The following is a 26,380-nucleotide window of genomic DNA, read 5'->3' as shown; positions in this document are numbered from 1 at the left end:
TTCACTGGGTCGCAGACGAGTCAGCTTTCAACGGAACCCCCACCACAACGCGCGCCGCATTGTGACCCAGCCGCCGGGCCACCGAGAGGTCGCTGCCCACCACCGAGACCGCGACCGGCTCCGCTGCCGGCCGTTTGACATGGTGCACGCAGACCAGCCCATCCTCGTCGATGCCCACCCCCACCTGCAGGCGCGACAGGCGAGCAGCGCAGTACGCGAGCGCCACGGCGCCCGCCACGTCCACCGCGGCATCGCATATCGCGCACGGCACGCCCTCTTCTTCGATCCCGGCAGCCACCTCCCGCAGTATCAGCGCAGCGCCCCGGTTTATCACCACGATGGTGGGCATCTCGGGCGGCGCTTTTTTACCCACGAGCGCTCACCCGCCCCGCGACACCAGACCGAGGACCGGCATCGGGTTCTGCATATCCGGCCACCAAACCGGTGGCCACCGCGTTGCGTGGTCCTTCGGTCCCACGCACATTGCCGGTGCCGCAGACGATTCCGTACGGCGCGAGTGCGTCGGTGATCATCGCCGGGATCTCGAAGTCGAGCGCGCTGCCGCCGAGTAACACGACGAAATCGATGCGCCGTAAATCGCCGCCCGGCGCGATCGCCGCCAACGCGCGCAGCGCGTTGACCTCGAAGACTCGTCGTTTCGCCGAGCGGCGGACTTCGCGCACCTGCTCCAGACTGTGCGCGCCGGGAATCGGTGACGGGCCCGTCTCGCCGAGCGTTACCACCCGCGCGAAAGTGTCTGTCGGCAACGAGTCTTTGAAGAACTGCGTCGTGCCATCCTCCAGCCGCACATGGTAGAAGCTCTCGACCTTCGCCAGGGGGCACCGCTTGATCTCCTCTGCCACTTCGAGGCTGTCCAAACCCAGCTCGGTGTCGATCAGCTTGGTGACCAGATCGCCCGCTCCGGCCATGTGCACGGTGCGAATCGACCCGTCGCTGCCGACGAACGCGGCATCCGTGGATCCCCCGCCCAGGTCCAGCACCGCCAGCGGGATGTCGGTGCCGGGTGTGGTCAGCGCGCCGCGGATCGCCACCTCCGCCTCAACCCCACCGATGATCGTGCGCACGCTCGCGGCGCCCAGAGCCACCAGGTCGCGCTCGACGGCGTCGGCGACCAAGCGCATGCCGCTCTCGTTGGTGCGCACCATCGCCGCGAGCCCCACCGCGTTTTCGAGTGCCACCTCGCCGGCCAGCCCGCCACGGACCTGTTGCGGGATGACCGTGTCCACCGCGAGCAGATCACGGATGCGGATGTTGTCAGGCGATTGTCCCGACAGTTCAGCCATCCGTTCTCGCACGGTCGAGATCATCCCGCCCACACAGGTGCCGGGCTCACCGACAACGTCATCGAGCGGCTGCACTCGCCCAACTTCCGCCATGATCGCTTCGGCTCCTTGCGAGACCGCGACACGGGCGCGCCGGCTGGCACCGAACAACTCGAGCGACCCGGCGGGAATGCTCCGGGCACGCACTTCTCCTCCCGGAGTGCGTACGACCACCGCCGAGCGGCTCCCGGAAAGTGCCCGCGCCACCGGCGAGACCATGCGTGTCTGCTCCGCGTCCAGACCGAAAACCGTTGCGAGACCGTACACATTGGACAGGGTGCGGATGGTGCGGCCCGACTCAGCCACCTCGACGGCTGCGACCATGCCGAGTGGCACCGCGTCGATACGCGACACCTCGTCGACAACCGGGATGGGGTGCGCGAGCCGGTTGACGATCAACACAGCGTCGTCATTGCTGACGATCGCGGCGCGCACATCCACCCCGCGCTTTTGACACTCGCGAATTGCCGTTGCAGCGTCTTCGAAATCCCATCCCGAGGGCACCACAACGACAATGGGAGCACCCTCGTGCACACCGTCGAGGGCATCGATAAGGGTGGTCACACCAACCCCGAGTCCCACACCGGCGGGAGTCCGCGGATCATGCCCGATCATCGTCGACTCGGTGATGATCGTCTCGGTGATCGTCTCCATAGCCAAGCCGCTGATCACCGGCGTCGCCTCGTTGACCAGCACTGCCGTCACCTCGGCCAGGGCTGTGCGCGCGGCACCCAGCGCGGCGCGTACCGCCGCCACCACGCCCGCGGAGTTAGCGGTCGTTCCCTTGACGCCGGTCGTCGGGGTCAGCGCGCTGCCGAGAAATTCGACACCGCCGTCACGGCCGACGCGAGCGACACACGCCTCGGTGGTGGAGTTTCCGATGTCCACACCCACGACGCAGCCCCCGGCTCGCCCCGCCTGCATCCGGTCCTTATGCACCCGGTGCACCAGTGATGCGGACGACGACCTCAACCGGCTTGGCCTTGGGCACCACCTGCTCGGTTTCCTTGATGTGCAACAGTGCAGCCTTCGCCTGAAAACGCGGCCGCGCCATCGGATCGTTCATCGACGGGACCGGGGACGGCGACCCGCCTTTGGCGTACTGGGCAGCGTTGCTGCCGATGCGCCGGTAGGTTTCCAGACGCATCAGAGGCGACTGCGGGAACAACTCCAGGCTTGACAGTCTAGGCAGGTCGCGCTGGTGAATCATCGTGGTGCCGCGCGACAGGATCCCGACACCTATCCCTGAACCGCTCAACCGCGCCGCGGTGTGCGCCACCGTCGCCAGGTCCGAGCTGTGGCGCACGCGGATGATCCGGACGGGTGCGCCCTGCTCCTCGATGCCGGCCAACACCTGCCGGATCACGTCGACGTGCGGCAGGTCGGTGATGGTCTTCGTGAAGACGGTCGCGAACCCCGGAGACACCGCGACCACCACCTCGTCGGGTCTCGTTCCCGGAGCGGCCGGGCCTAGCTCCTCGAGTGTGAGCAGGCGCTCGGAAGCACCTGCGCTTGCGGTCATGGCGTCCTTCCTGCCCACGTTTTACGGGAGTTCCTGCTCCGGATTGGATGCGCTGGTCACATGCCGTAGTCGTTTCATCTGCTCCCACCGGGCGCCGGAGGGTCGGTAACCGGTGCCGGGCCCCGCGTAGTCGTTGCAGTCGTTGATCGCCGAAAGCGGCTTGAGGTCGTCATCGAGGATTGCCGACGTCTGCAGCAGGTCACCTGAGACACGCTGACGCAGCACGGTCAAAAGGTTCTCGGCCACTTCATGAAATCCGGTGGCCTCAAGCGCCTTCACCAGGTCGAGGCCGGTGATATTGCGGTCTATCACCTGTTTGGCGGCCTTGAGGTCCTCGAGCACATCACGGGGAATCAAGTCGTTGCTGCCGTTGGCATACACCGCTGCGGTGATCTCCGCGTCAGTGATCGGAGGCAGGTTCAAGTAGTCGAACACGGCCTGCAGCGCCCGCGCGGCGCGCATCCGGACCTCGATGATGTCATCCTCGCCCACATGCCGCAGACCGCCGTCGATCTGCATGTCACGCTGGATCGTGTTGAAATCGTCGTAGTCGTCGGATTCCATGTTCGATCCGGCAAACATGTTGTCGTAGTTGGGCACAGCCGAATAGCCGGAACAGACAAAATCAGTTCCGGGCATGAGTTGCGGCAGCAACCGCGCCACCCGCCGCATCGGAGAATGCGAGAACGACTGGTCGTTGCCGGACGCGCACTCGAGGTCCAGGAGCGAGGCAATGAGGTTCTCCGCGGCGACGGCCCGAATCCCGGCGGGCACTGCACCGACCACCCCGATGCAGGAGATCGACCCGTTCTGCAGTCCCTGCACCCCAGCTCCTTTGGCCACCATGATGCAGCGGATCTCGAGGTACAGCATGGATTTGCCCTCGGCGTTGCCCATTTGCACCTCGGACCCGGTGCCGGAGGTGAAGCGCATCTTGATACCGCGGGAAGCATAGGCGGAAGCCAGGAACGCCTTGGACCACGGGGTGTCACCGCCCTCGACGAATACCGTCTCGGTTCCATAGACGGAGATCGTTTCCGCGTAGGAGGTGATGCCGCGCATGCCCAAATCCAGCTCCGTGGCCTCTTCGAGGGCGCATTGAGTCAAGGCGCCGCCCGCGCCGACTTGGCTACCGATCTGCAGTGCAATCGCTACCAAAGGCGCGTAACGGACAACACCGAGTGTGGTCTCCAACTCCGAGAACCCTCGCAGCACAGCCTCCGCCGCCTCGCAGGCAACCTGCAGCGGGTTATCGCGCCCACTCGTGCAGTGGGCCTGATTCGCCGGTGTGCGACGGGCCCGCATCTTCTGGATGCCCATCATGATCTCGACGATGTTCAGGGTCTTGGCCACTTCGAGGAGTTTGGCCGGTGTGAGCCCTCTCGTTATCTCCAGGACCTCAGACCTCGACACATTCGGATCGACGATCATGCGGCCGATCTCGGGCGCCGTCAGCCGCATAGATGACGCTGCGGTGCTCGCGTCGATGGCGTTGTCAGCGATGAACTGGTCGATGAAGTCAAAATCAGCACGCTCTTTTCCGTCCATCTCGATGATCACGCCGTCCTCCACCCGCACGCTCGGCTGCGGATCGAAGGCACTGTCCATGGCCACCATGCCAACCTCTGGCCACTCCTCGACGAACCCGTCGAGATTGACCGGGCGTGCTTCGAGGACCTCGGTGCGCAACGACCGGCGCTGCGGCGCTTTCTGCGTCACGTCCGCGGAATTAGCCGACGCAGTCATGATCATTTCCTCGCTCACTCGGCGGTCGCAAGAAGATCGCGTTGCTCGTAGACCTCCGCTGCTTCGCGAACCAGGGCGCCCAAACGGGTTGCAGCATAGGTTGTTTCAAGCTCGTCCGCGATCTCAAGCAGCTCTTCTTTAGTGGCGGCCCGTGGCCGAAGGGCGTTATAAATTTCTAAGACACGGGTGTCGGAGATCGCGGTCATCTCGGCGGCCCGGCGCAGGTTCGCCCCCAGCTGGGGACGCCCCACCCGCTCCGCGATTTGAGCTTGCAGCCGTAGAGTTTCCGGTGCGATCCGCAAGTCTTCCGGAGTGATCTCACCAGCGGTGACTTTGTCCATGGTGAGGTCCGCAACGTGCTTTCCGGTCGAGGTGTACAGCAGCTCCGGACGTTTGACACTTAATGGATAGTCGTGAACCGGATCGAGTTTGGGGTGAGTCATCGGCTACTCCCGTCGTCGTGTGGATGGTTGTCAGCGGACGAAGGTTATGCACACGGTCGTGGCGCGGTACCCGTCGATGGTTGCAGCACCGGACGCAGCCGTTCCAGCACCGCAGGGTCTTCGATCGTGGCAGGCACCGGCTCATCCCTGCCGTCGGCGATAGCGCGAATCAGCTTGCGCAGAATCTTGCCGGAGCGGGTTTTCGGAAGCCCTTCGACGACAGACACCTGCTGAAACGACGTGACCGCGCCGATCTCGTGCCGAACCGCAGCGATCAGCTCGGCCCGCAACTTCTCCGGGTCGGTGGTTTCGACTCCGGATTTGAGTACCACAAGGCCATGCGGCACTTGCCCTTTGATCGCGTCCCGCACACCGATGACAACGCATTCTGCAACTGCGGGGTGCGCAGCAAGCACCGCTTCCAAAGCGCCGGTGGAAAATCGGTGGCCGGCCACGTTGATGATGTCATCGGTTCGGCCCATGACGTAAAGGTAGCCGTCAGCGTCCAGATAGCCACCGTCTCCGGTCAGATAGTAACCGGGGTGCTGCGCAAGATAGGAGGCGCGGTACCGCTCGTCATCGCCCCACAACGTCGTCAATGTCCCCGGGGGCATGGGCAGCTTGACGCAGATCGAGCCGTGGGTTCCGCTGGGCACCTCAGTGTTCTGCTCATCGAGCACCCGCACGTCATAACCGGGCATCGGGACGGTCGGCGAGCCAGGCTTGATCGGCAGCGGCTCCAGCCCGCGGGGGTTCGCCGCAATCGGCCACCCGGTTTCGGTTTGCCACCAGTTGTCGACCACCGGTACACCTAGCCGGTCGGTGGCCCACTGATACGTCTGCGGGTCCAATCGTTCCCCCGCTGTGAAGAGCGTCTGGAAACGTGACAGGTCATATTTGGCGGCTTCGGCCATGTGCGGGTCGTCCCGTTTGATGGCCCGCAGCGCGGTCGGCGCGGTGAAGAGCGCCTTCACCTGGTACTCGGAAATGACCCGCCAAAACGCGCCAGCGTCGGGAGTGCCGACCGGTTTACCCTCGAACAGCACCGTGGTCGCCCCCACCAACAGCGGCGCGTACACGATATAGGAGTGGCCCACCACCCAACCGACGTCAGACGCCGTCCACCACACGTCACCGGGCCCGATGTCATAGATGTTGGCCATCGACCAGGCCAGGGCTACCGCATAGCCGCCATTATCGCGGACCACGCCTTTGGGTCTGCCGGTCGTGCCAGAGGTGTACAGCACATAGAGCTCGTCGGTGGCCGCCACGTCCACGCAACCCACCGGGCGGGTTTGTGAAATCGACTGGCTCCAGTCCACGTCGTTCGCCGTCATCGTCGCTGGGGCTTGCGGCCGTTGCACAACCACCACATGTTCTGGGCGACAGTCCGGTGCGATCGCCAGGATGGCTTCGTCCACGACCGGCTTGTACTCCACGACCCGGGACGGCTCGATGCCGCAGGATGCGCACACCAGCACCTTGGGCCGTGCGTCGGCGATCCGTGCGGCGAGTTCCTTCGGCGCAAAACCCCCGAATACCACCGAGTGGATAGCCCCGATCCGAGCACAGGCCAACATCGCCACCACCGCGTGCGGCACCATCGGCATGTAGATCACCACCCGGTCACCCTTGCCGACGCCCAGATCCACCAGCAGCCCTGCGAAGCGCGCCACTTCATCGGTGATTTCGGCGTAGGAATAGCGTTGCTTCGTACCGGTGACCGGCGAGTCATAGAGTAAAGCGATGCGATCGCCGTGCCCCGCGGCGACGTGCCGGTCCAATGCGTTATAGCAGGTGTTGAGTTTCCCGTCGGGAAACCACCGGTAGAACGGCGCCCGCGAACGATCAAGTGCGCGGCGTGGCATTCGGGTCCAATCGATCGCACGCGCGGCCTTCAACCAGAAGCCATCCGGGTCAGCCAGACTGCGCGCGTACTCGTCGGCATAAGCACCCAACGGACCCACCTTTCAGTGCATTTCCCTGTGCTCTGATTGACGCGGGACTTGGCAGTAGCATCTGAGTCGACATCGTCGGTGATGCGTGACCGGCCAACCCGCGGCCGATCAGACAGCATGGCAGCCAATCAATTCCACGCAGGGGTAGATGCAGATCAGAACGGCGCGGGCAGTTCGCACCACCTGCATCAGCGTTTGAGTCACCTCACTAGTGCGCTCCTCCAATAAAGTCCCTGCCGATTGCGTCGGCAGCCAGGATGGCGTCGATCACCTGCTCGGGGCCGACCTCGAACGGCTCATTGTGGATGGTTTCGCCAGGCGCGGTAGCGCGGCTGGCAATCGGTGCCAGACGTTCGCGAGTGGCGTCACCCAGGCCGATTTCGCTGAGTGTGATGGGGAGATTCACCGATTGGGAGAACGTCAACACCTCGGTCACGGTTTCGTGCGGAGCTCCTTCGAGCACCAACTGGACGAGCGTGCCGAACGCGACCTTCTCGCCGTGGTAAAAGTCGTGGGTTTCGGAGGCGACGGTCAGGCCGTTATGGACCGCATGGGCCGCCGCCAAGCCGGCCGACTCAAAGCCGAGACCGGACAGCAGCGTGTTGGCCTCGACCAGCCGCTCGAGGGCGGGCGTGACCGATTGAGTGGCGACACCGGCCAGGGCATCGGTGCCGTCGGCCAGCAGGGTGCGGTAGCACAGCTCGGCCAGACCTAGGGCAGACCGTGTCGAGGCGCCGCCGCGCATGTTGCGGACCGAGCCGGCGGCGCATGTCCGAGCCTCGAACCAGGTCGCCAGCGCGTCGCCCATGCCCGCGGAAAGCAGCCGCGCCGGTGCCTGCGCGACGACCGCGGTGTCGACCAGCACCAGGTCGGGGTTCTGCGGGTAAATGCGGTACTCCTGGAACACACCGTCATCCGTATAGACCACCGAGAGGGCGCTGCACGGAGCGTCGCTCGAGGCAATCGTCGGGCAGTTCACGATGGGAAGGTGCAGATCGGATGCGGCTGCGCGCGCCGTGTCGAGCACCTTGCCGCCGCCGGCGCCGATGATTGTTCGGGCCGACAGTTCGCGTGCCTGTGCCTTCACCAGTTCGATTTCGGTGCTTGAGCACTCGCCACCGAAGTGGTGGACGCCGTAGTTGATGTTGTGGTCGGCCAAGCTGGTTTTCCATGTCTCACCCAGTAGGTTGGCGACCCTTCGGCTCGCCACGATCAGCGCCGGGCCTTCCAGGCCGATCGCCGTCATTTCGGCGCCGAGGGCCGCGGTCGCGTTCTTGCCTTGGGTATAGCGGGTGGGCGAGCAGAAAACCGAGAGCATAATCAGCTGGCCTTCCTAATCGGTGGTTGGACGTCTTCGGCGGACCGCCAGAGCTTCAAACCAGGGCCTATCGCGGGCCCCCAACGACGGTGAACTCGATACAAACCGCGTTTCATAGGATGTGAGTCGCCCGCCCATGCATGCACCCGGCGTCGAGATTTCCGGGAGCACAGTGGAATTCGTCAATGATATACGTGCTAGGGAACGGGGTATACGTGCTAGGGAACGGTATTTCGCCGATCGCGGGAGCAGGGTGCTCGACGAGCTGTAACGTGGTGTGGCAGCCAGCCACCTGCGCGGCTTTCATCGCGAGGCCCTCGTATGAAATCGCAGCGCCCTGGCGCCCTGAACGACCACGGTTATAGAGTATGCGGCCATCACAGGCCGTAAATACGTCTCAAAGTGAGATGTACGCGCACCAACTGCTGCGTGCTCTGCTGAAGGGCGCTGCGACCCTGACGAGGGTCGGCGAAAACTTCCCGGCCAACAGATGAGGCTCAATTATCGTGAATTACCGTGGCGGAGTTGCCGGCTGACTCGTCAAACACTCCGTGGTGCACATCCGGTTGGCTCCGCGAAGGCGGGGTGTGGCTGCTGCACGGCGAGTGCGTGCGCCGCTATAGCTGAACGCTGTCAAGCAATTCCGAATTCTTGGATCTTGCGGTAGATGGTGGCGCGCGACATGCCCAGCGCCTGGGCGGCATCGGCTTTACTTCCGTTGTTCTCGAGTAGGCTGCGCACAATGGCGTCACGCTCGAGCGATTCGAGCCGGGTGAGCTTGCGCCGAGTCAGCGAGCGGCACTCGGCGGGCAACCTGTCCACACCGATAGTGCCGGATCGCTGTGACGCCAGTGTCTCAGCCAGTACTTTGCGCAGCTGGGCGATATTACCGGGCCAGGGCAGTTTCGCGAGCTGGCGCATCGCCTCGGGGGCCAGGCAGACGTTAGCCCCGCGACTCAACTCACGCAACAGGTGCGGGACGAGTTCCTCGAGATCTTCAATGCGGTGACGCAAAGCCGGCACCGTAACGGTGTGCGGGAAGAACGGTAAGATCAGCAGGTCCACCAGCGCCGGGCGCGTTCCGGTGCTCACCGTTACGGCGATCCACCCATGGCCGGCGCAACTCTGCAGAATACCGCTTAGGGCCTCGAGTACGTCGTCGGGGAATTCGTCGAGATTGGCGATCACGACCGCGAAGTCATCGCCTGTTGTCTCGGCATCTACCTCAGCGATGAAATCATCTGGGCTGTCGTAGCGTGCCAGCCGCAGCACCCGTACGGTGCGCTCGGGTGTGACGTGCTGGGCAACGGCCTGCGCGAGGGTGGCGCGTCCGGACCCGTTCTCACCTTCGATGACCACCCAGTCGCGGTCGCGGTAGCAGCGCTCGACTTGCTGGCAGCTGCGTCGCCATGAGCTGCTGCGACCGGCCAGGCGCGGTATCGACTGAAACGCCCGATGGGGGCCCGAAGCGACTTTGGTGACCGGCTGGATTTGGACGTGCAGCACCGCGCTGCCGGTGCGGCCACGTGTGGTCACGCGCTCGGCGACAGAAATCCGCACCGTAGTCGTGCTGGGCAGTACGGCGACGGCGGTGGCTGTTTCGGTGGTCTCCACCAGCTCCGCCGCATGATTCAGCAGTGCCGTCTGGTCCGCTGTGTTAAGTGTTTGTCGCAAAAAGGAATTCATCAGCACAATATCATCGCCGATGGCCAGCACCCCGCCGGGATAGCGACGACTTTGCCGGCGATAGGCTTCCAAAAGCGCGATCTCATTCGCGCTGGCCAGCGCGCTGATCCGATCCTCGATCTGGTGGCCGGCACGCTTGGCCAGCGCGAACAGCAGCGGATCGGACTGGGTGGCCCAGCAGGTGAGATCGACTACTCCCACGACCTTGCCGCTGATTGGATCGCGGATCGGCGAACCTGCGCACGCGAGGCGGCCCAAAGCACCGACGTAGTGTTCGCTGCCGCGAATGAAGGCGGGTTCACCGGTCGCGAGCGTGGTGCCGATCCCGTTGGTGCCCGTGAACTCTTCGGCGTAACTGTAACCGGGCGCCAGCTGCACGTCATCGAGCGTGTGTACCAGCTTGGTCTCGGCGGCGAGCCGTTCGACCACCAGTCCGTCGTGGTAGGTCAGGATGACGCTGACGTCTTGCGGCGCTAAGTCTTCGGCCAGCGACCGCAGCACCGGGGTCGCTGCATGAACCAGGCGGCTGCCGGTATCCGGATCACGGATATACGGCAGGTCCACGCGGTCGGGATGCACCCGCAGTGCGCGTGAACGCCGCCACGAACTCACCACTTCCGGGGAAACAAGGTCGGCGCCCAGCGCTCCGGTCGCGAGGAACTGCTCACGCGCCCGCCGTAGGTCACCAAGCCGCAGATCCCCAGAAGGTACCGCATCTTTCACCATGGTGAATGACACCTCGGTCCTGAGTGGCTGCGCCCCGAGTATAGGCACCACCAGTGTGACGCCTGTCTCAGTTTGAGATTCTGCAGTCACGACAAACTCATCCGTCACGGGCGTCTCAGACTGAGACGCCCGTGCGCCCAGTGACGTGTTTGCATGTGCCACACATGCTTCGCTGCCGGGATCGTCTCGGCGCACGGGAGTATACGGGAGTAGCGCGATGAGCGCGATCAGTGGGCCGAGCAGTGGGCAAAGCAGTGGGCGATGCCCGATGAAAGCACACGCCGCCGCCACCGGGGCGCCCGCTAATCCCCCGGGTGCCGACCCGTAGCGCTGTTGAGCGTCGACGACACGGTCCCGAAAAATGTCGAGACGAATCCGGTCAAACAGCGTGGAATGCAAGTCTCTCAGGGAAGGAAAAAGGCTGCGCCAATTATCCGATGCCGATTATGTTCCAGTGCTGGCCGCGACAGAACCTATCTTCGTGTCGTGTAGTGCTGATATGGCCGGGACAAATTCAAGCCCCTTGATCGAATCGGTGGATTTGCGAAACGTGCGCGGAGCTCAACGAAATGGTCACGCAGACTGAAAGACGAGCGCAATCCGGACCCGGCACTTCGGACAAATGCAGTGTCACGCTGATGAACGTGTACTACGGAAGTGAGCGGTTGATGTGCGCGTGCCGCAGAGCGATCCTGGAGGCGCTGGCTGCCGTTGTCGATCCGGAGCTGGGTGCGCCGAACAGCGATTTGCCGCTCGTGCGGTCGATAACTGCCGACGACGGCGTGGTGACCCTTCGTCTGGAGCTGCCGGTGTCCTTCTGCTCGCCCGCCGCCGCCCACTTGGTGGCCTGCGACGTCCAGGAGGCACTACGTCATGTGGACGGCAGCGGCGCGGCGCGGGTGCTGTTTGGTGAGGAGCGCGGCGGCGACCCGATCGACGCCGGGGGTTCCACCGAGGGCGGCGCGGCAGATATCTGTGGGCCAGAGGCTGAACACAGCCTCGACAAGCTACGGAAGGCGTTGCGGCGCAGCGCGCATTGCGTGGCGATGGAGCGTTGCGTGTCCGCGCTGATGCAGCACAAAAAACTGGGGCCCACAGCGGTTCACCGGTTGACCCTGCGGGATCTCCCCGACGACACGGCGAAGTGCGCGCTGATTCGCCACCGGATCGGGTTGGGACTCAGCATCTGCCCCAACGCGCGGGTCGTCGTCGACGACCGGGGCAGTCCGCTGCCGTCCGAGAAGGCGTCGATGCAGCGGCTGCGATTCGCCAGATCTGTTCGGATCTTCATGGAGGGCGACGGTGAGGCCCGCTGTGGGCTGCTCGGCACGTGACACAACGCCCGATCCGGACCTCTAATCGCCGGTACCAGAAGGAGGAGCCCGCAATGAAAGCTGTCCAGGTCGTCGGATATCACACGAAGCCGCAACTGACCGAGGTGCCCGAGCCGAGGCTGGAAGGTCCGCTCGATGTGATCGTTCGCATCGGCGCGGCGGGCGTGTGTCGCACCGATCTGCACATCCTGGAAGGCCAGTGGGCAGCGAAGTCGAAAGTCGAATTGCCCTACACGATAGGGCATGAGAACGCCGGCTGGGTGCACGCCATCGGCGACGCGGTGACCAATATCAACGTCGGCGACAAAGTCATCCTGCACCCGCTGATCACGTGCGGACTGTGCCGGGCGTGCCGATTCGGCGATGATGTGCATTGCGAGAAAAGCAAGTTTCCCGGCATCGACACCGATGGAGGCTACGCGGAATACTTACGCACCACCGCCCGTAGCGTCGTCAAGATCGACGACGACCTCGAGCCGGCCGATGTCGCCGCTCTCGCCGACGCGGGTCTGACCGCATATCATGCCGCCGCCAAGGTGGCGCGGGCCACCCGGCCCGGCGATACCTGCGTCGTAATCGGCGCAGGTGGACTTGGGCACATCGGAATCCAAGTGTTGAAAGCGATTTCAGGTGTTACGGTCGTGGTCGTCGACCGCAACCCCGCGGCGCTCAGACTTGCCGGGGCGATCGGCGCCGACGAGACGATCGTCGCCGACGGCACAGAGGTACAGCGAGTGCTGGGCCTCACCGGCGGACATGGTGCTGAGGCCGTTCTGGACTTCGTCGGCGAGGGCGGGGCCACCAAGCAGGGAATCGCGATGTTACGCCGTGCCGGCAACTATTTCGTCGTTGGCTACGGCGAAAACATCGATGTGCCGACCCTCGACATCATCTCCGCCGAGATCAACTTCATCGGCAATCTGGTCGGGTCCTACAACGATCTTCACGATTTGATGACCCTCGCCGCGCAGGGCAAGGTCACGTTACACACCAGCACATACCCGCTGGAGGAGTTCCAGCGTGCGTTGGACGATCTGGAAGCCGGACGGGTGCGCGGTCGCGCCATCCTCATCCCCTGACACCGGCTGGAGCACGAACCCTGTCGATAACGGAGGTCAAAGCGGGGGTTAAAGGAGGTATCGCCATGAGCCCGCCCATCGAGTCGCCCGGCTCACCGCGCGAAACATACAACCCGTGGACCATTGTGAACCTGGTCTTTAAGCACCTGGCTGAGCAGGGTCTGCGACCTGTCCTTGGCGAAAGGGACCCCGCCGGGCCGGCCGCCAGCCTGCTGAGCGCGTTAGGCATTACTCCGTCGATGGCCGACGATGCCTGGGTCAGGCAGCGCCGTGACACCGAGCTGGCAGAGCTGCGCGCCAGGCTATTCCCGGGAATCGTCTCAGATTGATACGACCAAGTCCGGGCAGCTCAGCTGTAATCGACATCACTCCGGACACGAGTGGCCCCGGTTATGTGGGGATTCCCCGAGTGGGGAAGCCAGATCACTAAACGGTGGCTGAAGCGTTAACTAAACGGATGACATAAAGGAGAAACGCATGAGTCGCCAAAGCGTGGCGAAAGCGCATCAGAAGATCCAGGAGCTCTCCTGGGAGCCGATGTATCACGAGCCCAAAAAGCACTACGGCACCGACTACACCTTCCGGAAGGCACCGAAGAAAGATCCGCTAAAGCAGGTGCTGCGGTCGTATTTCCCGATGCAGGAGGAAAAAGACCACCGAGTCTATGGTGCCGAAGACGGTGCCATCCGCGGCAATATGTTCCGGCAGGTGCAAGAGCGTTGGATGGAATGGCAGAAACTTTTCCTGTCAATAATACCGCTGCCGGAGATCTCAGCTGCACGGGCGATGCCGCTGCTCATGGACGCCGTTCCCAACCCCGAGTTGCACAATACGCTGGCGATCCAGATGATCGACGAGGTTCGTCACTCGACGATTCAGCAGAACCTCAAGCGCATCTACATGAAAAACTACATCGACCCGGCCGGCTTCAACTCGAGCCTGCGTTCGTTCCAGAATAACTATGCCGGAACGATCGGGCGCCAATTCGCCGAGGGGTTCATCACCGGTGATGCGGTCACGGCCGCAAACGTCTATCTGCAGATTGTTGCCGAGACGGCGTTTACGAACACGCTGTTCGTCGCCATGCCCGGCGAGGCTGCGGCGAACGGTGACTACTTGCTTCCGACCGTGTTCCACTCGGTGCAGTCGGATGAGTCACGCCACATCAGCAACGGCTATGCCACACTGCTGATGGCACTGGCTGACGAGGAAAACCGGGAGCTGCTGGAGCGCGACCTTCGCTACGCGTGGTGGAACAACCACGCGGTCGTGGATGCGGCGATCGGGACCTTCATCGAATACGGAACGAAGGACCGGCGAAAAGACCGCGAGAGCTACGCTGAGATGTGGCGTCGCTGGATCTACGACGACTACTACCGCAGCTACCTGGTTCCGCTGGAGAAATACGGTCTCAAGGTTCCACATGATTTGGTGGAAGAGGCCTGGAACCGGATCTGGAACAAGGGCTACGTCCACGAGGTGGCGCAATTCTTCTCCACGGGCTGGATCGCCAATTACTGGCGTATCGACCCGATGACCGACAAAGATTTTGAATGGTTCGAGTACAAGTACCCGGGCTGGTACGACAAGTACGGCAAGTGGTGGGAGAATTACGCGCGCCTGTCGAAGCCCAACGGGAACCTTCCGATTGCGTTCGAAGCAGAGTCGGTCAACTACTACTATCCACACCGCTGCTGGACGTGTATGGTCCCGTGCCTGATCCGCGAGGACATGGTCTACGACAAGGTTGACGGGCAGTGGCGGACATACTGCTCGGAACCCTGCCACTGGACTGACACGGTCGCCTTCCGGCCTACCTATAACGGGCGCCCAACACCCAACATGGGCAAGCTCTCAGGTAAGCGCGAATGGGAGACGTTGTTCCACGGCTGGAATTTCGCGGACATCATGAAGGACTGTGGCTATGTGCGCGCCGACGGCAAGACATGCACGGCACAGCCCCATCTGAGTCTGGATCCGAAAGACATGTGGACGCTGGACGATATCCGGAAGTGCCCGCCGTACGCGAGCCCCAACGTGCTGCTCAACGAGATGACCGACGCTGAGCGTGAATTGTGGGCTGAAGATTACCGGCGCGGCGGTCCGGCAGGACGGTACGCAGAGCCTGCCGTGCCCGGAGCAAAGCGGACCGCTTAGCGGACAGGTGCTTGGGTGGTGCTGCAGGGGTGGGTTGCAGCACCACCCAACATTTACCCGGATGGAGATGCGTTGAGTCGTAAGCATTTAGTGCGTTTTGAGCCGGTCGGCGTCGAGATAGAAGTTCCCGAGGACAAGACCGTGCTGGAAGCCGCGTTCGATCAGGGCGTCATGCTGATGCACGGCTGCAAAGAGGGTCAGTGCGCCGCGTGTAAGTCGTTTCTGCTCGACGGCGAAGACGTCGAGCATGACCGGTACTCCACATTCGCTCTGCCGGACTTCGAAAAGGATGAGGGATATGTGCTGCTGTGTCGGGCGCACGCATACGAAGACTTGACGATCGAGCTGCTCAACTATGACGAGGAGATGATCAAGTCGGGCCTGCCGATCCAGGAGGCGATGGTTGAGGTGGTCTCGAAAAAGCATGTTACGCACGACATGTGCCACCTGGTGGTGCGGTTGCTCGATCCGGCGGAAATCAAGTTTTTCCCCGGCCAGTACGTGGACTTCACGGTTCCGGGCAGCGATGAGATCCGGTCGTTCTCGATGGCCAACACATCGGCACTGCAGAATGGGCTGCTTGAATTTGTCATCAAGATCTACCCGGACGGGCTGTTTTCGCAGTTTCTCGAGCACAGATTGGCACCGGGCGACCGATTGACCATCAAGGGACCATACGGGATGTTTACATTGCGCGACAACCCGGGAGCGGGCTTGGTCTTCATCGGTGGAGGGGCCGGTATCGCTCCGATCTTGTCGGTGCTTCGCTCGATGGCGGAGCGGGGCGTCGACCGGGTGTCGCGTTTCTATTACGGTGTGCGCACCAAACAGGATTTGTGCTTTGAAGATGAATTGCGGGCACTGGAGCACAAGTTACCGAAATTCGAGTATATCCCGGCGCTTTCCGAGCCTGGTGAGGATGACTGGAACGGCGAGACCGGATTGATCACCGACGTGGTGCGCCGATGCGAGACGAATCTCGCCGACACCGACTGCTACGTGTGCGGTCCTCCGCCGATGGTGGAGGCGGCCCTGGAACTGCTGCCGTCACTCGGAGTCAACTCTGCGCGGATCTTCTACGACAAGTTCACGACTACCGGCGAGCCGGCCAACGCGTAACAGGTCCAGCGGCGTTACTCATCACGAGTGAAGGAGAGGTTGATGACCACCGGAGAAACTGTTCACACGCGAAGGAGAGATTGGTGACCACCGTACAGGAACGCAGCGTCCCGAAACTTGAGTTCACCGACGCGGAAGCGGGGGCGAAAGAATTCCCTGATTCCAACGCTCGCGACTTCAATTACTACGTGCCGAGTAAACGCAAGCAGACGCATTACGAAGATGTGACTGTCGACGTTCAGCCCGACACGCGCCGCTGGTTGGCGCAGGGCTGGCTGTACTCCTGGGCAGACGGCAAGACTGCGTATCCGCTTGAGTGGACGGCGCTCAAAGCGTTCGGCTCTGATCGCGGTGAACCGGTGCGGGGGCCGGGTTCGGGCTCGCAGGGGTTTGGCTGGCCGGCGCTCGGCTGGCACGAATTCCGTGACCCGAACGAAGAGTGGGAGCTCACCATGTATCGCAACATCGCGAACGTGGTGCGGCAGCTGGGTCAGAACATCGAGGCGGCGCGTGAGACAAAGGCGTTCAAACAGTGGCGGGCCAGCTGGGTTGACTTCGTCGCTCGGCATGTGGGCGCGTGGATGCATGTCGATCACGGCCTGGGGCTGTACGTGTTCGTCAAAGCTAACCGCCGGGCGCCGACGAACATGCACAACAATGCGCTGTCGGTCAACGGCATGCACCTGATCCGTGCCGCACAAGACCTTGCGTTGTACAACTTGACACTCTCTGAGGAGATCGACTCCTTCGACGGCAGCGTGCACCTTTCTACGTGGAACGGTGACGGTGCCTGGCAGAGTCTGCGCGAGACTGTGGAATCTCTGACAGCTGTCGACGACTGGGCGGAGGCGGCGTTCGCGACGAATATTGTTTTCCAGCCTCTCGTGGGCGAATTGTTCCGCAGCCACCTCGTCCAGCAAGCCGCCCCGGAGAACGGCGATTTCGTGACGCCGACGCTGATCAGCGCCGAGGAGTACGACTTCGCTGAACGCGACCTTCGCTACACGGTGGAAATGTTTCGACTGTTGGTGGAGGACAAGGAATTCGCCGCGCACAACAAGTCGATCATGCAGTCGTGGCTGTCGACATGGGTGCCACGCTGCATAGAGTCTGCGCGCAGGCTCCAGCCCTTGTGGTCGCAACCGGACGCGAAGCCACCAAGGTTCGAAGACGGCTTAGATCAAGTGAAGACTCGATTCACCGATATCCTCGCAAAACTGCAGTTGCAGGCCCCGAAGGAGTTAGCTCGATGACAACTACGGCACACCCCGAAAATCCGCTGAAGAAGGAAGTACCGTCCCCGTTCAAGGCGGACAGTACTCCTTCCAACGAGTGTGGATTTACGTTGATGAACAATCAAGTCGGCGAGATCATTGCCGATGTGATGCGACGTCAGCCCAATGTCAGGGTGTCGTCGCCCCTACCGTCGCTGATCCGCGTCGATGGTAAGAACAGAATCGAAGTAATTTTCGCCGAAATCGACGAGGCGGCCGGCGAGGAGCCAGGATGGTTCAACCAGGCGGAGTTCGAGGAGAACATGTCAACCCACTACGGCCGAATGGTCTTTCTGGATGATCGGGCGATGCTATTCGCTAATCCCGAAGACGCGGCCGAGTACCTTGGTTTCGATCTCGTCGCTACCGAGTAGTTGGCGCGGCAGGGCTGGTATGGCGGTCATCTCAGGCATTCCAGCCCTGCCGCTTCGACAAACGTGCCCGAAAAGCCAACGACCATCGAAAGGAGCGTGATCGACGCGCTCGTGAAAACCGGTGCCGCGCACACGGTAATGATGCTCGACAGTGGGCATGGCACCGCAACGGTCGGATACAACTCGAAGGCCGCTTCTGCGCAGAGGCTCAGCGGTCGGTTGCGCGCGGGAAAACCGGACGCACCGATTCACGAGGCGGTGGGTACCCAGATTCCGGCTGGGAATTCTGTGGTACCCGGCCATCATTCGGTCGATCCGCGGATCCAGGAGATAAGTTAGTCGTTCGACTGTTACCGCTAGGAGAGCATATGGCCAAGGAGCTACGTTTTGGGCCCACCGCCCGCAACCTGCTGCAATCCGGCGTCGATCAGCTTGCGGATGCGGTTAAGACAACGCTCGGCCCGAAAGGGCGCAACGTAATCCTCGAGAAAGTGACCGGCTCACCCGTCGTTACCAATGACGGGGTCACGATCGCGCGGGAGATCCATTTGAAAGACCAGTTCGAGAACATGGGCGCGCAACTGGTCAAAGAAGCGGCGATCAAGACCAACGACGTCGTCGGTGACGGCACCACCACCGCCACCGTCATCGCGCAGGGGATTGTCCGCGAGGGTATGCGAGCGATCAGCCAGGGCGGCAACCCCGTTCTCATCAAACGAGGGATCGACCTGGCCGTGGGCCGGCTGGTCGAGCAGCTGACGTCTATGGCGCACCCGGTGCACACCGAGCAGGATTATGCCCGGGTGGCGGCGATCTCCGCCAACGACGACGAGGCGGTCGGCGCTGTGATAGCAAAGGCGCTGTACGGAGTTGGCCCGTCGGGCATTGTCACCGTGGAAGAAGCCCCCGAACCGGGCATGGACGTGGAATTCGTCGAAGGATTCCAGTTCGACACTGGGATTCTGTCGCCGTACATGGTGACGAACCCGGCCAGCCTCGAAGCGATCGTCAACGATCCCTACCTCTTGCTGAGCAACGAGAAGATCACCAAGGTGCAGGAGATCATGCCGCTGCTCGACAAGATCATGAAAGCCCAGCGGCGGCCGCTGGTCATCGTCGCGGAGAATGTGGAAGGCTCGGCATTGAGGATGCTGGTGCACAATCACGTCAACGGCATCTTCGAGTGCGTCGCAGTGCGCGCCCCCGGCTTCGGTGACCTGCGGCTGCAAAAGCTTGAAGACATCGCCGCGCTGACCGGTGGCGCAGTGTATAGCCGCCATTCGGGGTTCAGCCTGGAAACCATGACAGTCGACCAGCTCGGCCGCGCCGAGCAGGTGCGAGCCACCAAAGACCACACCACCATCATCGCAGGGGCCGCTGCTGATCAGGTGGAGCGCCGGATCACTCAGTTGCGCGCTGAGCGTGAGCGTGCAACCTACGGCCGTGACGAGGACGTGCTGACCGAGCGTATCGGCGCACTGTCCGGCAAGGTCGCGGTGATCAAAGTCGGCGCACCGACACCCGCCGAGCTCAAAGAGTTACAACACCGCGTCGAAGACGCGTTGTCGGCCACTCGCGCCGCCATCGCCGAAGGGATCGTCGCCGGCGGCGGCGTGGCTTTGCTGCGCGCCGCGACCGTACTCGATGAGCTGGACGTCAGTGCTGACTATGCGACGGGCGTCGACATCGTGCGTCGCACGTTGCCGGTGCCGGCACACCTGATCGCGGCCAACGCCGGGTATGACGCTGACGAGGTGGTGGCCCGCATCCTCACCCTCGGTCCCGAGGAGGGCTTCGACGCGCTCGGCGGCCGCTACGGCAACATGATCGAATTAGGTGTCGTGGACCCGTTGCGGGTAGTCCGTTCTGCGCTCCAAAACGGCGCCTCGGTGGCCGGGTTGCTGCTCACCACTAATACACTGATCGCCGAGGAACAGACCCCCTGGGGTGGCAGTCCAGCGTTGATGACCGAGTTCGGACCCCTCGATGGCGGGATCCCCCAGCCCTCACCGGATGCCAGCGCGCCGCAGTCGCTCGGTTTAGGACCTTCCATCAGCTGACCGAGGTATGCGGCACATCCTTTGCGCCTCCGGCGCTGCTGCGCACGACGAGCGTCGCGCCCGGGGATTACGGGCAATGAGAAGGTTTTACCCACCAGCACCAGGGTTGTACCGTCGCTTCCCACGGTACGCTAACGACTTTGGCGGCAACGGGATTGGGCGCGCCCAGCGCAACCGGACCTGCTGCCGCAGGCCGGGACGACGCGGTCACAACTGGATCCTGCGCCGCCGCTGCCGCCGTGACCGTCGGCACCGAGGTTAACGCACCCGTGATCGCGGCGATGAGAAGCGTTTTGCGGATGTTCTTCACGCGTATTCCTTTCTCGTATTCCCTTTCTCGCAGCGATTCCGTTCTCGTCCCGCAGGACGCTGCGGTGTGGTCCGCGCAGGCGAGTCTGTCCGGACTGCGGGGCCCTGTCGGCCGTCTCCGCGTATGCCGCAGGTGGCTCTGTCGTCAGCCGTTGTCTTCAATAGTTTTGTACCCGGGCGAGATTGGGTAGAGCGCCCGACGTTGTGAGCTCCCAAGACGAATGCGTGTCCGGGATCTGCCCGAGTGATCGGCAGCGAAAATGCGGTGGGCGTTTCGTCTGATGACTCGCCTCAGCGGATCACTCTGACGATCATACGCTCGTGGTGGCCCGACGCGGCCGCTCCCGCAATTCACCGGGGGGGCGGTTCGATTCCGGTGTGTGATCTTCGGCACCTGCCCCAGCCGGTGCATACGCTGCGTAGGGATGTGGGCCCGGATTTTAGCCGGCGAACGCCAATGCCGCCGCCACGGCGATCGACCAGACCAGCATCGCCAGCCCGGTGTCGCGCAGCACCGGGATCAGCTCACCCCCGCTGCGACCGGACCGCACCGGCCGCACGGCACGCAGCGCCCACGGCGCGGCCAGCAGCCCTGCTGCGCACCAGGGTGTTGCCAGCATCAGCACCAGGGTCAGTGCCGCGGCGAGTGTCAGCAAACCCTGAAACAATGCCCGCGTGCCGGTGTCGCCCAACCGTACGGCCAGGGTGAGTTTGCCGGTCTGCGCGTCGGTGGGGATATCGCGCAGGTTATTGGCCACCAGCACCGCCGCCGACAGGGCGCCTGCGGCCACAGCCGTCAAAACGCCCACCCCGTCGACCCGCAACGCCTGGGTGTATTGGGTGCCGAGCACGGCAATCAACCCGAAGAACACGAACACCGCAGCCTCGCCGAATCCGGCGTATCCGTAAGGTTTTGAACCCCCGGTGTACAGCCAGGCCCCGGCGATGCAGATCACGCCGACCAGAAGCAGCCACGGTGCGCTGCACAACGCCAGCGCCAGCCCGGCCACCGCGCCCACCGTCAGGCTGATCAGCGCCGCGGCCAGCACCGCGCGCGGGGTCGCCAGGCGTGAGCCGACCAGCCGCAACGGCCCGGCCCGGTTATCGTCGGTGCCGCGGATACCGTCGGAGTAATCGTTGGCGAAATTGACTCCGATGACAAGCGCCACCGCGACAGCGAGCGCCAGCAGCGCCTTCCACCACACCGCCGCGTGCAGCCGGGCGGCTGCCCCGGTGCCGGCGATCACCGGGGCTACCGCGTTCGGCAGTGTTCGCGGGCGCGCGCCCTCGATCCACTGCGCCAAGCTGGCCACGCTGCGATCCTCGCATGGCGGACAATGAGCAGGTGATTGCAGTGGTCGGTGGCAGTGGCTTCTACACCTTCTTCGATACCGGTGCTCGCAGCATCGACCTGGACACCCCGTTCGGTCGGCCCAGCGCCCCGATCACGGTGGGCGCCGTCGGCGATCACGAAGTCGCCTTTGTGCCCCGGCACGGGGCGAACCATCAATACCCGGCGCATCTGGTGCCCTACCGAGCCAATATGTGGGCGCTGCGCGCGCTGGGAGTGCGCCGGGTTTTCGCCCCCTGCACGGTGGGCAGCCTGACTCCGCGGATCGGCCCGGGCACGATCGTGGTGCCCGACCAGCTGGTCGACCGCACCCACGGCCGCGCCGATACCTATTACGACTCGGGCGGGGCCCACGTCAGTTTCGCCGACCCGTACTGCCCGACGTTGCGGGCCGCGGTCACCGGCCTGCCGGGCGTGGTCGACGGCGGCACTCTGGTGGTGGTCCAAGGCCCGCGGTTTTCCACCCGCGCGGAAAGCCAGTGGTTCGCCTCTGCCGGGTTCACTGTGATCAACATGACAGGCTACCCCGAGGCTGTCCTTGCGCGAGAACTCGAAATGTGTTATACACCAATCGCTTTGGTCACGGATCTGGACGCCGGTGCGACGGCTGGGGCCGGGGTGAAAGCGGTGGACGTGTTCACCGAATTCGGCAAGAACATCGAACCGTTCAAAAAACTCGTTCGCACCGCGATCGAGCGGCTCCCCGTCCAGCACAGCTGCACGCAGTGTCTGTCGCACAGCGGCGTTGAGCTGCCGTTCACCGTGCCGTGAGAGTGCTGCTGACCGGCGCCGCCGGCTTCATCGGGGCCCACGTGGGCGCGGCACTGCAAGGCGCGGGGCATGAGGTCATCGGCGTCGACGCCCTGCTTCCGGTGGCGCATGGCGAAAACCCGGTGGCGCCGGCGGGCTGTCGACGCCTCGACATCCGCGATGCCGATGCGCTCGCGCCGCTGTTGGCTGGTGTGGACCTGGTGTGCCACCAGGCCGCCATGGTGGGCGCGGGTGTGGACGCCGCAGACGCACCCGCCTACGGCGGCCACAATGATTTCGCCACCTCGGTACTGCTGGCGCAAATGTTCGCCGCCGGGGTGCGGCGCCTGGTGCTGGCGTCGTCGATGGTGGTCTACGGGCAGGGCCGCTACCAGTGCCCCGAGCACGGCCCCGTCGACCCGGCGCCGCGCCGCCGCCAGGATCTCGACGCCGGTGTTTTTGAGCACCATTGCCCGGTCTGCGGGCATGAGGTGCGGTGGCGGTTGGTCGACGAGGACACCCCGCTGCGACCCCGCAGCCTGTACGCGGCCAGCAAGACCGCGCAGGAACATTACGCGCTGGCGTGGGCGGAAGCCACCGGCGGCTCGGTGGTGGCGTTGCGTTACCACAACGTCTACGGCCCCGGGATGCCACGCGACACCCCCTACTCCGGAGTGGCCGCCATTTTCCGCTCAGCAATCGAAAAAGGCCAGTCACCAAGGGTTTTCGAAGACGGCGGGCAGATGCGCGATTTCGTCCACGTTGGCGACGTCGCCGCGGCCAACCTCGCGGCAGCGGCGGCCGACATCGAGGGCTTCAGCGCGTTCAACATCTGCTCTGGGCAACCGATCTCGATCCTGGAGGTTGCCACCGCCCTCTGCGACGCGGCGGAGGTCACGCTGTCACCCGTCATCACCGGGCAGTATCGCAGCGGCGATGTGCGCCACATCGTCGCCGATCCCGGGCGCGCCGCCACTGTCCTGGGTTTCCGCGCTGCGGTGGGGCCGCGGGACGGGTTGCGCGACTTCGCGTTCGCGCCGCTGCGCGGATAGCACGGCGGCGTGGGCGCTGATAGTGCCCGGGCAGCGGAACGTCTAATGTCGGGTGATATGCCCGACAATACGGTCACTGTCGTGTTGCCGTGTCTTAACGAGGCGGAGCCGCTGCCGGCGGTGCTGGCAGCCATCCCGCCGGGATATCAGGCGCTGGTGGTGGACAACAACAGCACCGACGGCACCGCCGAGGTGGCGCGCCGCCACGGGGCGACGGTGGTGACCGAACCGCGGCCCGGGTACGGCGCGGCCGTGCATGCCGGAGTGCGGGCGGCGACCACGCCGATCGTGGCGGTCATCGACGCCGACGGGTCACTGGATGCCGGTGACCTGCCCCGCCTGGTGGCCGAACTTCACCGCGGCGCCGATCTGGTGATCGGCCGGCGGCGCCCGCTGCCCGGGGTGCGCTGGCCGGGGGTGGCCCGGCTGGGCACCGCAGTGATGAGCTGGCGGCTCCGGAGCCGCTACGGCCTGCCGGTGCACGACATCGCGCCCATGCGGGTGGCCCACCGCGACGCCCTCCTGGATCTCGGTGTCACCGACCGCAGATCGGGCTATCCCCTGGAGCTGCTGGTGCGTGCTGCCGCGGCCGGCTGGCGTGTTGTCGAACTCGACGTTGCATACGGACCTCGCATCGGGGGCAAGTCCAAGGTCAGCGGGTCGCTGCGCGGCAGCATCGTCGCGATCGTGGACTTCTGGAAGGCGATGTCGTGAACCTGCCGGTGACGGTGCTGGTGGTGGCTAAAGCACCGGTGCCCGGGCGCGCCAAAACCAGATTGGCCGCGACCGTCGGAGACCGGATCGCCGCCGAGATCGCCGCAGCCGCGCTACTTGACACCCTTGACGCCGTGGCCGCCGCCCCCGTGAGCACGCGGGTGGTGGCGCTCACGGGAGAACTGGCCGCGGCCGTCAACGCCGGCGAGATCCGTCGGCGGCTCGAGTCCTTCACGGTGATCGGTCAACGCGGCACCGACTTCGCCGACCGGCTCGCCAATGCGCACGCCGACGCGGCCGACGGCTATCCGGTGCTGCAGATCGGGATGGACACACCGCAGGTCACCGCCGACCTGCTGGCGGATTGCGCACGCCAGCTGCGCGCGGCCCCCGCCGTGCTCGGGTTCGCCCGCGACGGGGGCTGGTGGGTGCTGGGCGTGCGCGCCCCGACGATGGCCGAATGCCTGCGCACTGTCCCGATGTCGCAGCCCGACACCGGGGAGCTTACGTTAAAAGCGTTGCGCAGCAACGGTATCGAGGTCTCCTTTGCCCCGGAACTGGCCGACTTTGATGTCGTTGCCGATATCGGCGCAGTACGTGACGCCTGCGATGGCGCGAGCCGCTTCGCCCAAGCCGCCCGCGCGGCCGGACTGTGAGACCGAACACCGGCCGCCCGGCTACCAATTCGTCACGATGATGCTGTTGAGCAGCACCGCGCCGGCGGTGTTGAGCGCCAGCCAGAGTCGGTGTGAGCGTAGGGGGAGCAGCGCGGGCGCCGCTGTCAGCCAGATGGTGAACGGCAACCAGATTCGTTCGGTCTCAGCCTTGCTGAGCAAGCTCAAGTCAGCCAACGCAATGGCGCCCAGCACCGCTACGAGCAGCAGGTGCAGACCGGAGCGGCGGCGGATGGCAGACAGGTCGAATAGCCGGCCCACGCCCGCGACACTGCCCAGCCCGATCGCGCACACGACCGCTGCCACATTGGCCCAACCCCAGTATTGAAACGGCCTGTCGCTGGCGATTCCCTGCCAATAGCGTTGTTGCACAAGGGTGTAGCCGTCGAACCACCAGAATCCGGCAGCGGCGAACGCCGCTGCCACCGCTGCTGCGGCCAGGGTGGCCGGACCCACCGCCCGCAGAGCCGGCCGCCAGTCAGGGGCGCACACCAGGATCGCCAACGCTAACGGGGCCAGCAGGACCAGGCCGTAGTTGAGAAAGACCGCCCAACCCAGCAGCAGGCCCGCGGCGGCCGCTATCAGCGCTGGGACGCGGACCGCACGGTGCACCGCCACCGCCAGCAGTGCGATACCCCAGGCCGCGACTCCGGCGAAATAGCCGTCGGCCGACACCGCCACCCAGATCGCCGTCGGGGCCACCGCGACGAACGGCGCCGCCCGCCGCGCCATCGCTGCCCCGGCTATCGCCCGCACGGTGATCACGACCGCCGCCGCCGCGCTCGAGCCGACAACCAGGCACAGCAGCCCGGCCCAGGCGCCGCCGCGCAGGCCCAACCGGTCCAGCCACACAAATGTCAGCAGCGCCCCAGGCGGGTGGCCGGACACATGGGTGACCCAGGAATTGGGCTGGAAGTCGCGAATACGGCTGGAAAATGTGCGCACGGCGTCGGGAATGTCGGTGATGCTCGGCACCTGCCCCAGGTACTCGTCTTTGGTGGTCAACCGGCCGGCGAAGCCGCGCTGCCAGCCGTCGATCATCGCCAGCGAAAACGCCCACGCGCAGCTGGTCGCCCAGGTGAGCAGCGTCAAGGTGCGCCAGGAAAGCCGTGCGGCGATGGGCGGCCCCCACACCACCGCGGCCAGCGCGATAAGAATCGCCGGGCCGGTGCCCCAGCCGGCGTGGACTTCCCACCAGCCGAAGATCGGCGCGGAGCCGGCGTGCGTGGCGAAGCGCTCGGGTGCGGAGTTGCGCAGCGGCGGGACACCCCACCGCAGGCGGGGCAGGATGAACGCGGCCGCGACCAGCACCAACCCGGTTGCGACCGCGATGGTCTCGTGGCGGCCGACTTTCACGACGGCCAGCGTATTGGTGGCCGAACGCCACGGTC

The 26,380-nt window shown here is 64.3% G+C and carries 23 protein-coding genes; 12 read left to right on the top strand and 11 right to left on the bottom strand.

Annotated features, from left to right (window positions below; all coding sequences use genetic code 11):
* Window position 1: 1 nt before the first annotated feature.
* From G6N08_RS03405 to G6N08_RS03370, 8 genes are all read right to left on the bottom strand, one after another.
* Window positions 2–373 (bottom strand): glycerol dehydratase reactivase beta/small subunit family protein, encoded by a 372-nt coding sequence (locus G6N08_RS03405; RefSeq protein WP_246216592.1) that lies wholly within the window; start codon window positions 371–373, stop codon window positions 2–4.
* The gene (locus G6N08_RS03400) at window positions 366–2,267 is read right to left on the bottom strand and encodes a diol dehydratase reactivase subunit alpha (protein WP_163754306.1); all 1,902 of its coding nucleotides are present in this window, start codon (window positions 2,265–2,267) and stop codon (window positions 366–368) included. The genes G6N08_RS03405 and G6N08_RS03400 overlap by 8 nt, the downstream gene beginning before the upstream one ends.
* A 7-nt stretch (window positions 2,268–2,274) precedes the next feature.
* Window positions 2,275–2,865: a propanediol/glycerol family dehydratase medium subunit gene (locus G6N08_RS03395; RefSeq protein WP_163754304.1), complete on the bottom strand. Its 591-nt coding sequence runs from the start codon at window positions 2,863–2,865 to the stop codon at window positions 2,275–2,277.
* A gap of 21 nt (window positions 2,866–2,886) precedes the next feature.
* Entirely contained in the window at window positions 2,887–4,611 is a 1,725-nt protein-coding gene (locus G6N08_RS03390) for a propanediol/glycerol family dehydratase large subunit (RefSeq protein WP_163754302.1), read from the bottom strand.
* Window positions 4,612–4,625: 14 nt separating this feature from the next.
* Complete coding sequence (locus tag G6N08_RS03385; RefSeq protein ID WP_163754300.1) at window positions 4,626–5,054, bottom strand: diol dehydratase small subunit; 429 nt, start codon at window positions 5,052–5,054, stop codon at window positions 4,626–4,628.
* Window positions 5,055–5,098: 44 nt separating this feature from the next.
* Window positions 5,099–7,012 (bottom strand): propionyl-CoA synthetase, encoded by a 1,914-nt coding sequence (locus G6N08_RS03380; RefSeq protein WP_163754298.1) that lies wholly within the window; start codon window positions 7,010–7,012, stop codon window positions 5,099–5,101.
* A 208-nt stretch (window positions 7,013–7,220) separates the two neighbouring features.
* Window positions 7,221–8,330 (bottom strand): glycerol dehydrogenase, encoded by a 1,110-nt coding sequence (locus tag G6N08_RS03375; protein ID WP_163754296.1) that lies wholly within the window; start codon window positions 8,328–8,330, stop codon window positions 7,221–7,223.
* Between the two features lie 633 nt (window positions 8,331–8,963).
* Complete coding sequence (locus G6N08_RS03370; protein ID WP_163754294.1) at window positions 8,964–10,742, bottom strand: sigma-54-dependent Fis family transcriptional regulator; 1,779 nt, start codon at window positions 10,740–10,742, stop codon at window positions 8,964–8,966.
* A gap of 638 nt (window positions 10,743–11,380) precedes the next feature.
* Here G6N08_RS03370 and G6N08_RS03365 point away from each other — a divergent pair.
* The 8 genes from G6N08_RS03365 (at window position 11,381) to groL (ending at window position 20,139) form a co-directional block, all read left to right on the top strand.
* On the top strand, window positions 11,381–12,076 hold the full coding sequence (locus tag G6N08_RS03365; RefSeq protein WP_163754291.1) for an iron-sulfur cluster assembly protein: 696 nt from the start codon (window positions 11,381–11,383) through the stop codon (window positions 12,074–12,076).
* Window positions 12,077–12,129: 53 nt separating this feature from the next.
* Complete coding sequence (locus G6N08_RS03360) at window positions 12,130–13,155, top strand: NAD(P)-dependent alcohol dehydrogenase (protein WP_163754287.1); 1,026 nt, start codon at window positions 12,130–12,132, stop codon at window positions 13,153–13,155.
* Between the two features lie 65 nt (window positions 13,156–13,220).
* Entirely contained in the window at window positions 13,221–13,484 is a 264-nt protein-coding gene (locus tag G6N08_RS03355; protein ID WP_163754284.1) for a hypothetical protein, read from the top strand.
* A gap of 148 nt (window positions 13,485–13,632) precedes the next feature.
* Window positions 13,633–15,312 carry a ferritin family protein gene (locus G6N08_RS03350; RefSeq protein ID WP_174813243.1) on the top strand — a complete coding sequence of 560 codons (1,680 nt, stop codon included), beginning with the start codon at window positions 13,633–13,635 and terminating at the stop codon, window positions 15,310–15,312.
* Window positions 15,313–15,384: 72 nt separating this feature from the next.
* Window positions 15,385–16,431, top strand: a complete 1,047-nt coding sequence (locus G6N08_RS03345) for an NADH:ubiquinone reductase (Na(+)-transporting) subunit F (protein WP_163754281.1) — start codon at window positions 15,385–15,387, stop codon at window positions 16,429–16,431.
* An 83-nt stretch (window positions 16,432–16,514) separates the two neighbouring features.
* Window positions 16,515–17,684: a ferritin family protein gene (locus G6N08_RS03340; RefSeq protein ID WP_163754278.1), complete on the top strand. Its 1,170-nt coding sequence runs from the start codon at window positions 16,515–16,517 to the stop codon at window positions 17,682–17,684.
* On the top strand, window positions 17,681–18,079 hold the full coding sequence (mimD, locus tag G6N08_RS03335) for a propane 2-monooxygenase effector subunit MimD (protein WP_163754276.1): 399 nt from the start codon (window positions 17,681–17,683) through the stop codon (window positions 18,077–18,079). The genes G6N08_RS03340 and mimD overlap by 4 nt, the downstream gene beginning before the upstream one ends.
* Window positions 18,080–18,447: 368 nt before the next feature.
* Window positions 18,448–20,139, top strand: coding sequence for a chaperonin GroEL (gene groL, locus G6N08_RS03330; RefSeq protein ID WP_163754272.1), 1,692 nt, complete (start codon window positions 18,448–18,450; stop codon window positions 20,137–20,139).
* 67 nt (window positions 20,140–20,206) lie between these two features.
* Here the strand turns inward: groL and G6N08_RS03325 are convergent, their stop codons facing one another.
* Both G6N08_RS03325 and G6N08_RS03320 read right to left on the bottom strand, forming a co-directional pair.
* Complete coding sequence (locus tag G6N08_RS03325) at window positions 20,207–20,449, bottom strand: hypothetical protein (RefSeq protein ID WP_163754269.1); 243 nt, start codon at window positions 20,447–20,449, stop codon at window positions 20,207–20,209.
* Between the two features lie 439 nt (window positions 20,450–20,888).
* Window positions 20,889–21,761, bottom strand: coding sequence for a 1,4-dihydroxy-2-naphthoate polyprenyltransferase (locus G6N08_RS03320; protein ID WP_163754267.1), 873 nt, complete (start codon window positions 21,759–21,761; stop codon window positions 20,889–20,891).
* A gap of 14 nt (window positions 21,762–21,775) precedes the next feature.
* On the opposite strand from G6N08_RS03320, the gene G6N08_RS03315 reads away from it, so the two are divergent.
* The 4 genes from G6N08_RS03315 to G6N08_RS03300 are packed head-to-tail and all read left to right on the top strand — an operon-like array spanning window position 21,776 to window position 24,971.
* Window positions 21,776–22,570, top strand: a complete 795-nt coding sequence (locus G6N08_RS03315) for an S-methyl-5'-thioadenosine phosphorylase (protein ID WP_163754263.1) — start codon at window positions 21,776–21,778, stop codon at window positions 22,568–22,570.
* Window positions 22,567–23,601 (top strand): NAD-dependent epimerase/dehydratase family protein, encoded by a 1,035-nt coding sequence (locus G6N08_RS03310; protein ID WP_163754260.1) that lies wholly within the window; start codon window positions 22,567–22,569, stop codon window positions 23,599–23,601. The genes G6N08_RS03315 and G6N08_RS03310 overlap by 4 nt, the downstream gene beginning before the upstream one ends.
* 57 nt (window positions 23,602–23,658) lie before the next feature.
* Window positions 23,659–24,315 carry a glycosyltransferase family 2 protein gene (locus tag G6N08_RS03305; protein WP_218033333.1) on the top strand — a complete coding sequence of 219 codons (657 nt, stop codon included), beginning with the start codon at window positions 23,659–23,661 and terminating at the stop codon, window positions 24,313–24,315.
* On the top strand, window positions 24,312–24,971 hold the full coding sequence (locus G6N08_RS03300) for a TIGR04282 family arsenosugar biosynthesis glycosyltransferase (RefSeq protein ID WP_163754257.1): 660 nt from the start codon (window positions 24,312–24,314) through the stop codon (window positions 24,969–24,971). The genes G6N08_RS03305 and G6N08_RS03300 overlap by 4 nt, the downstream gene beginning before the upstream one ends.
* Before the next feature lie 21 nt (window positions 24,972–24,992).
* Here G6N08_RS03300 and G6N08_RS03295 read toward each other — a convergent pair whose 3' ends face one another.
* Complete coding sequence (locus G6N08_RS03295; protein ID WP_163754254.1) at window positions 24,993–26,345, bottom strand: hypothetical protein; 1,353 nt, start codon at window positions 26,343–26,345, stop codon at window positions 24,993–24,995.
* Window positions 26,346–26,380: the final 35 nt, after the last annotated feature.

The organism is Mycobacterium botniense (assembly GCF_010723305.1).
GTDB lineage: Bacteria > Actinomycetota > Actinomycetes > Mycobacteriales > Mycobacteriaceae > Mycobacterium > Mycobacterium botniense.
Note: the sequence above shows the minus strand (reverse complement) of the source record. Positions and strands in the feature narration are given on the sequence as shown.

Bases quoted from the DNA above. Each gene is read 5' to 3' on its own strand.
- G6N08_RS03305 (WP_218033333.1), top strand. From the start codon at position 23,659: ATGCCCGACAATACGGTCACTGTCGTGTTGCCGTGTCTTAACGAGGCG.
- G6N08_RS03360 (WP_163754287.1), top strand. From the start codon at position 12,130: ATGAAAGCTGTCCAGGTCGTCGGATATCACACGAAGCCGCAACTGACC.
- G6N08_RS03355 (WP_163754284.1), top strand. From the start codon at position 13,221: ATGAGCCCGCCCATCGAGTCGCCCGGCTCACCGCGCGAAACATACAAC.
- G6N08_RS03315 (WP_163754263.1), top strand. From the start codon at position 21,776: ATGGCGGACAATGAGCAGGTGATTGCAGTGGTCGGTGGCAGTGGCTTC.
- G6N08_RS03400 (WP_163754306.1), bottom strand. From the start codon at position 2,267: ATGCAGGCGGGGCGAGCCGGGGGCTGCGTCGTGGGTGTGGACATCGGA.
- G6N08_RS03395 (WP_163754304.1), bottom strand. From the start codon at position 2,865: ATGACCGCAAGCGCAGGTGCTTCCGAGCGCCTGCTCACACTCGAGGAG.
- groL (WP_163754272.1), top strand. From the start codon at position 18,448: ATGGCCAAGGAGCTACGTTTTGGGCCCACCGCCCGCAACCTGCTGCAA.
- G6N08_RS03350 (WP_174813243.1), top strand. From the start codon at position 13,633: ATGAGTCGCCAAAGCGTGGCGAAAGCGCATCAGAAGATCCAGGAGCTC.
- G6N08_RS03365 (WP_163754291.1), top strand. From the start codon at position 11,381: ATGAACGTGTACTACGGAAGTGAGCGGTTGATGTGCGCGTGCCGCAGA.
- G6N08_RS03370 (WP_163754294.1), bottom strand. From the start codon at position 10,742: ATGGTGAAAGATGCGGTACCTTCTGGGGATCTGCGGCTTGGTGACCTA.
- G6N08_RS03375 (WP_163754296.1), bottom strand. From the start codon at position 8,330: ATGCTCTCGGTTTTCTGCTCGCCCACCCGCTATACCCAAGGCAAGAAC.
- G6N08_RS03385 (WP_163754300.1), bottom strand. From the start codon at position 5,054: ATGACTCACCCCAAACTCGATCCGGTTCACGACTATCCATTAAGTGTC.
- mimD (WP_163754276.1), top strand. From the start codon at position 17,681: ATGACAACTACGGCACACCCCGAAAATCCGCTGAAGAAGGAAGTACCG.
- G6N08_RS03390 (WP_163754302.1), bottom strand. From the start codon at position 4,611: ATGACTGCGTCGGCTAATTCCGCGGACGTGACGCAGAAAGCGCCGCAG.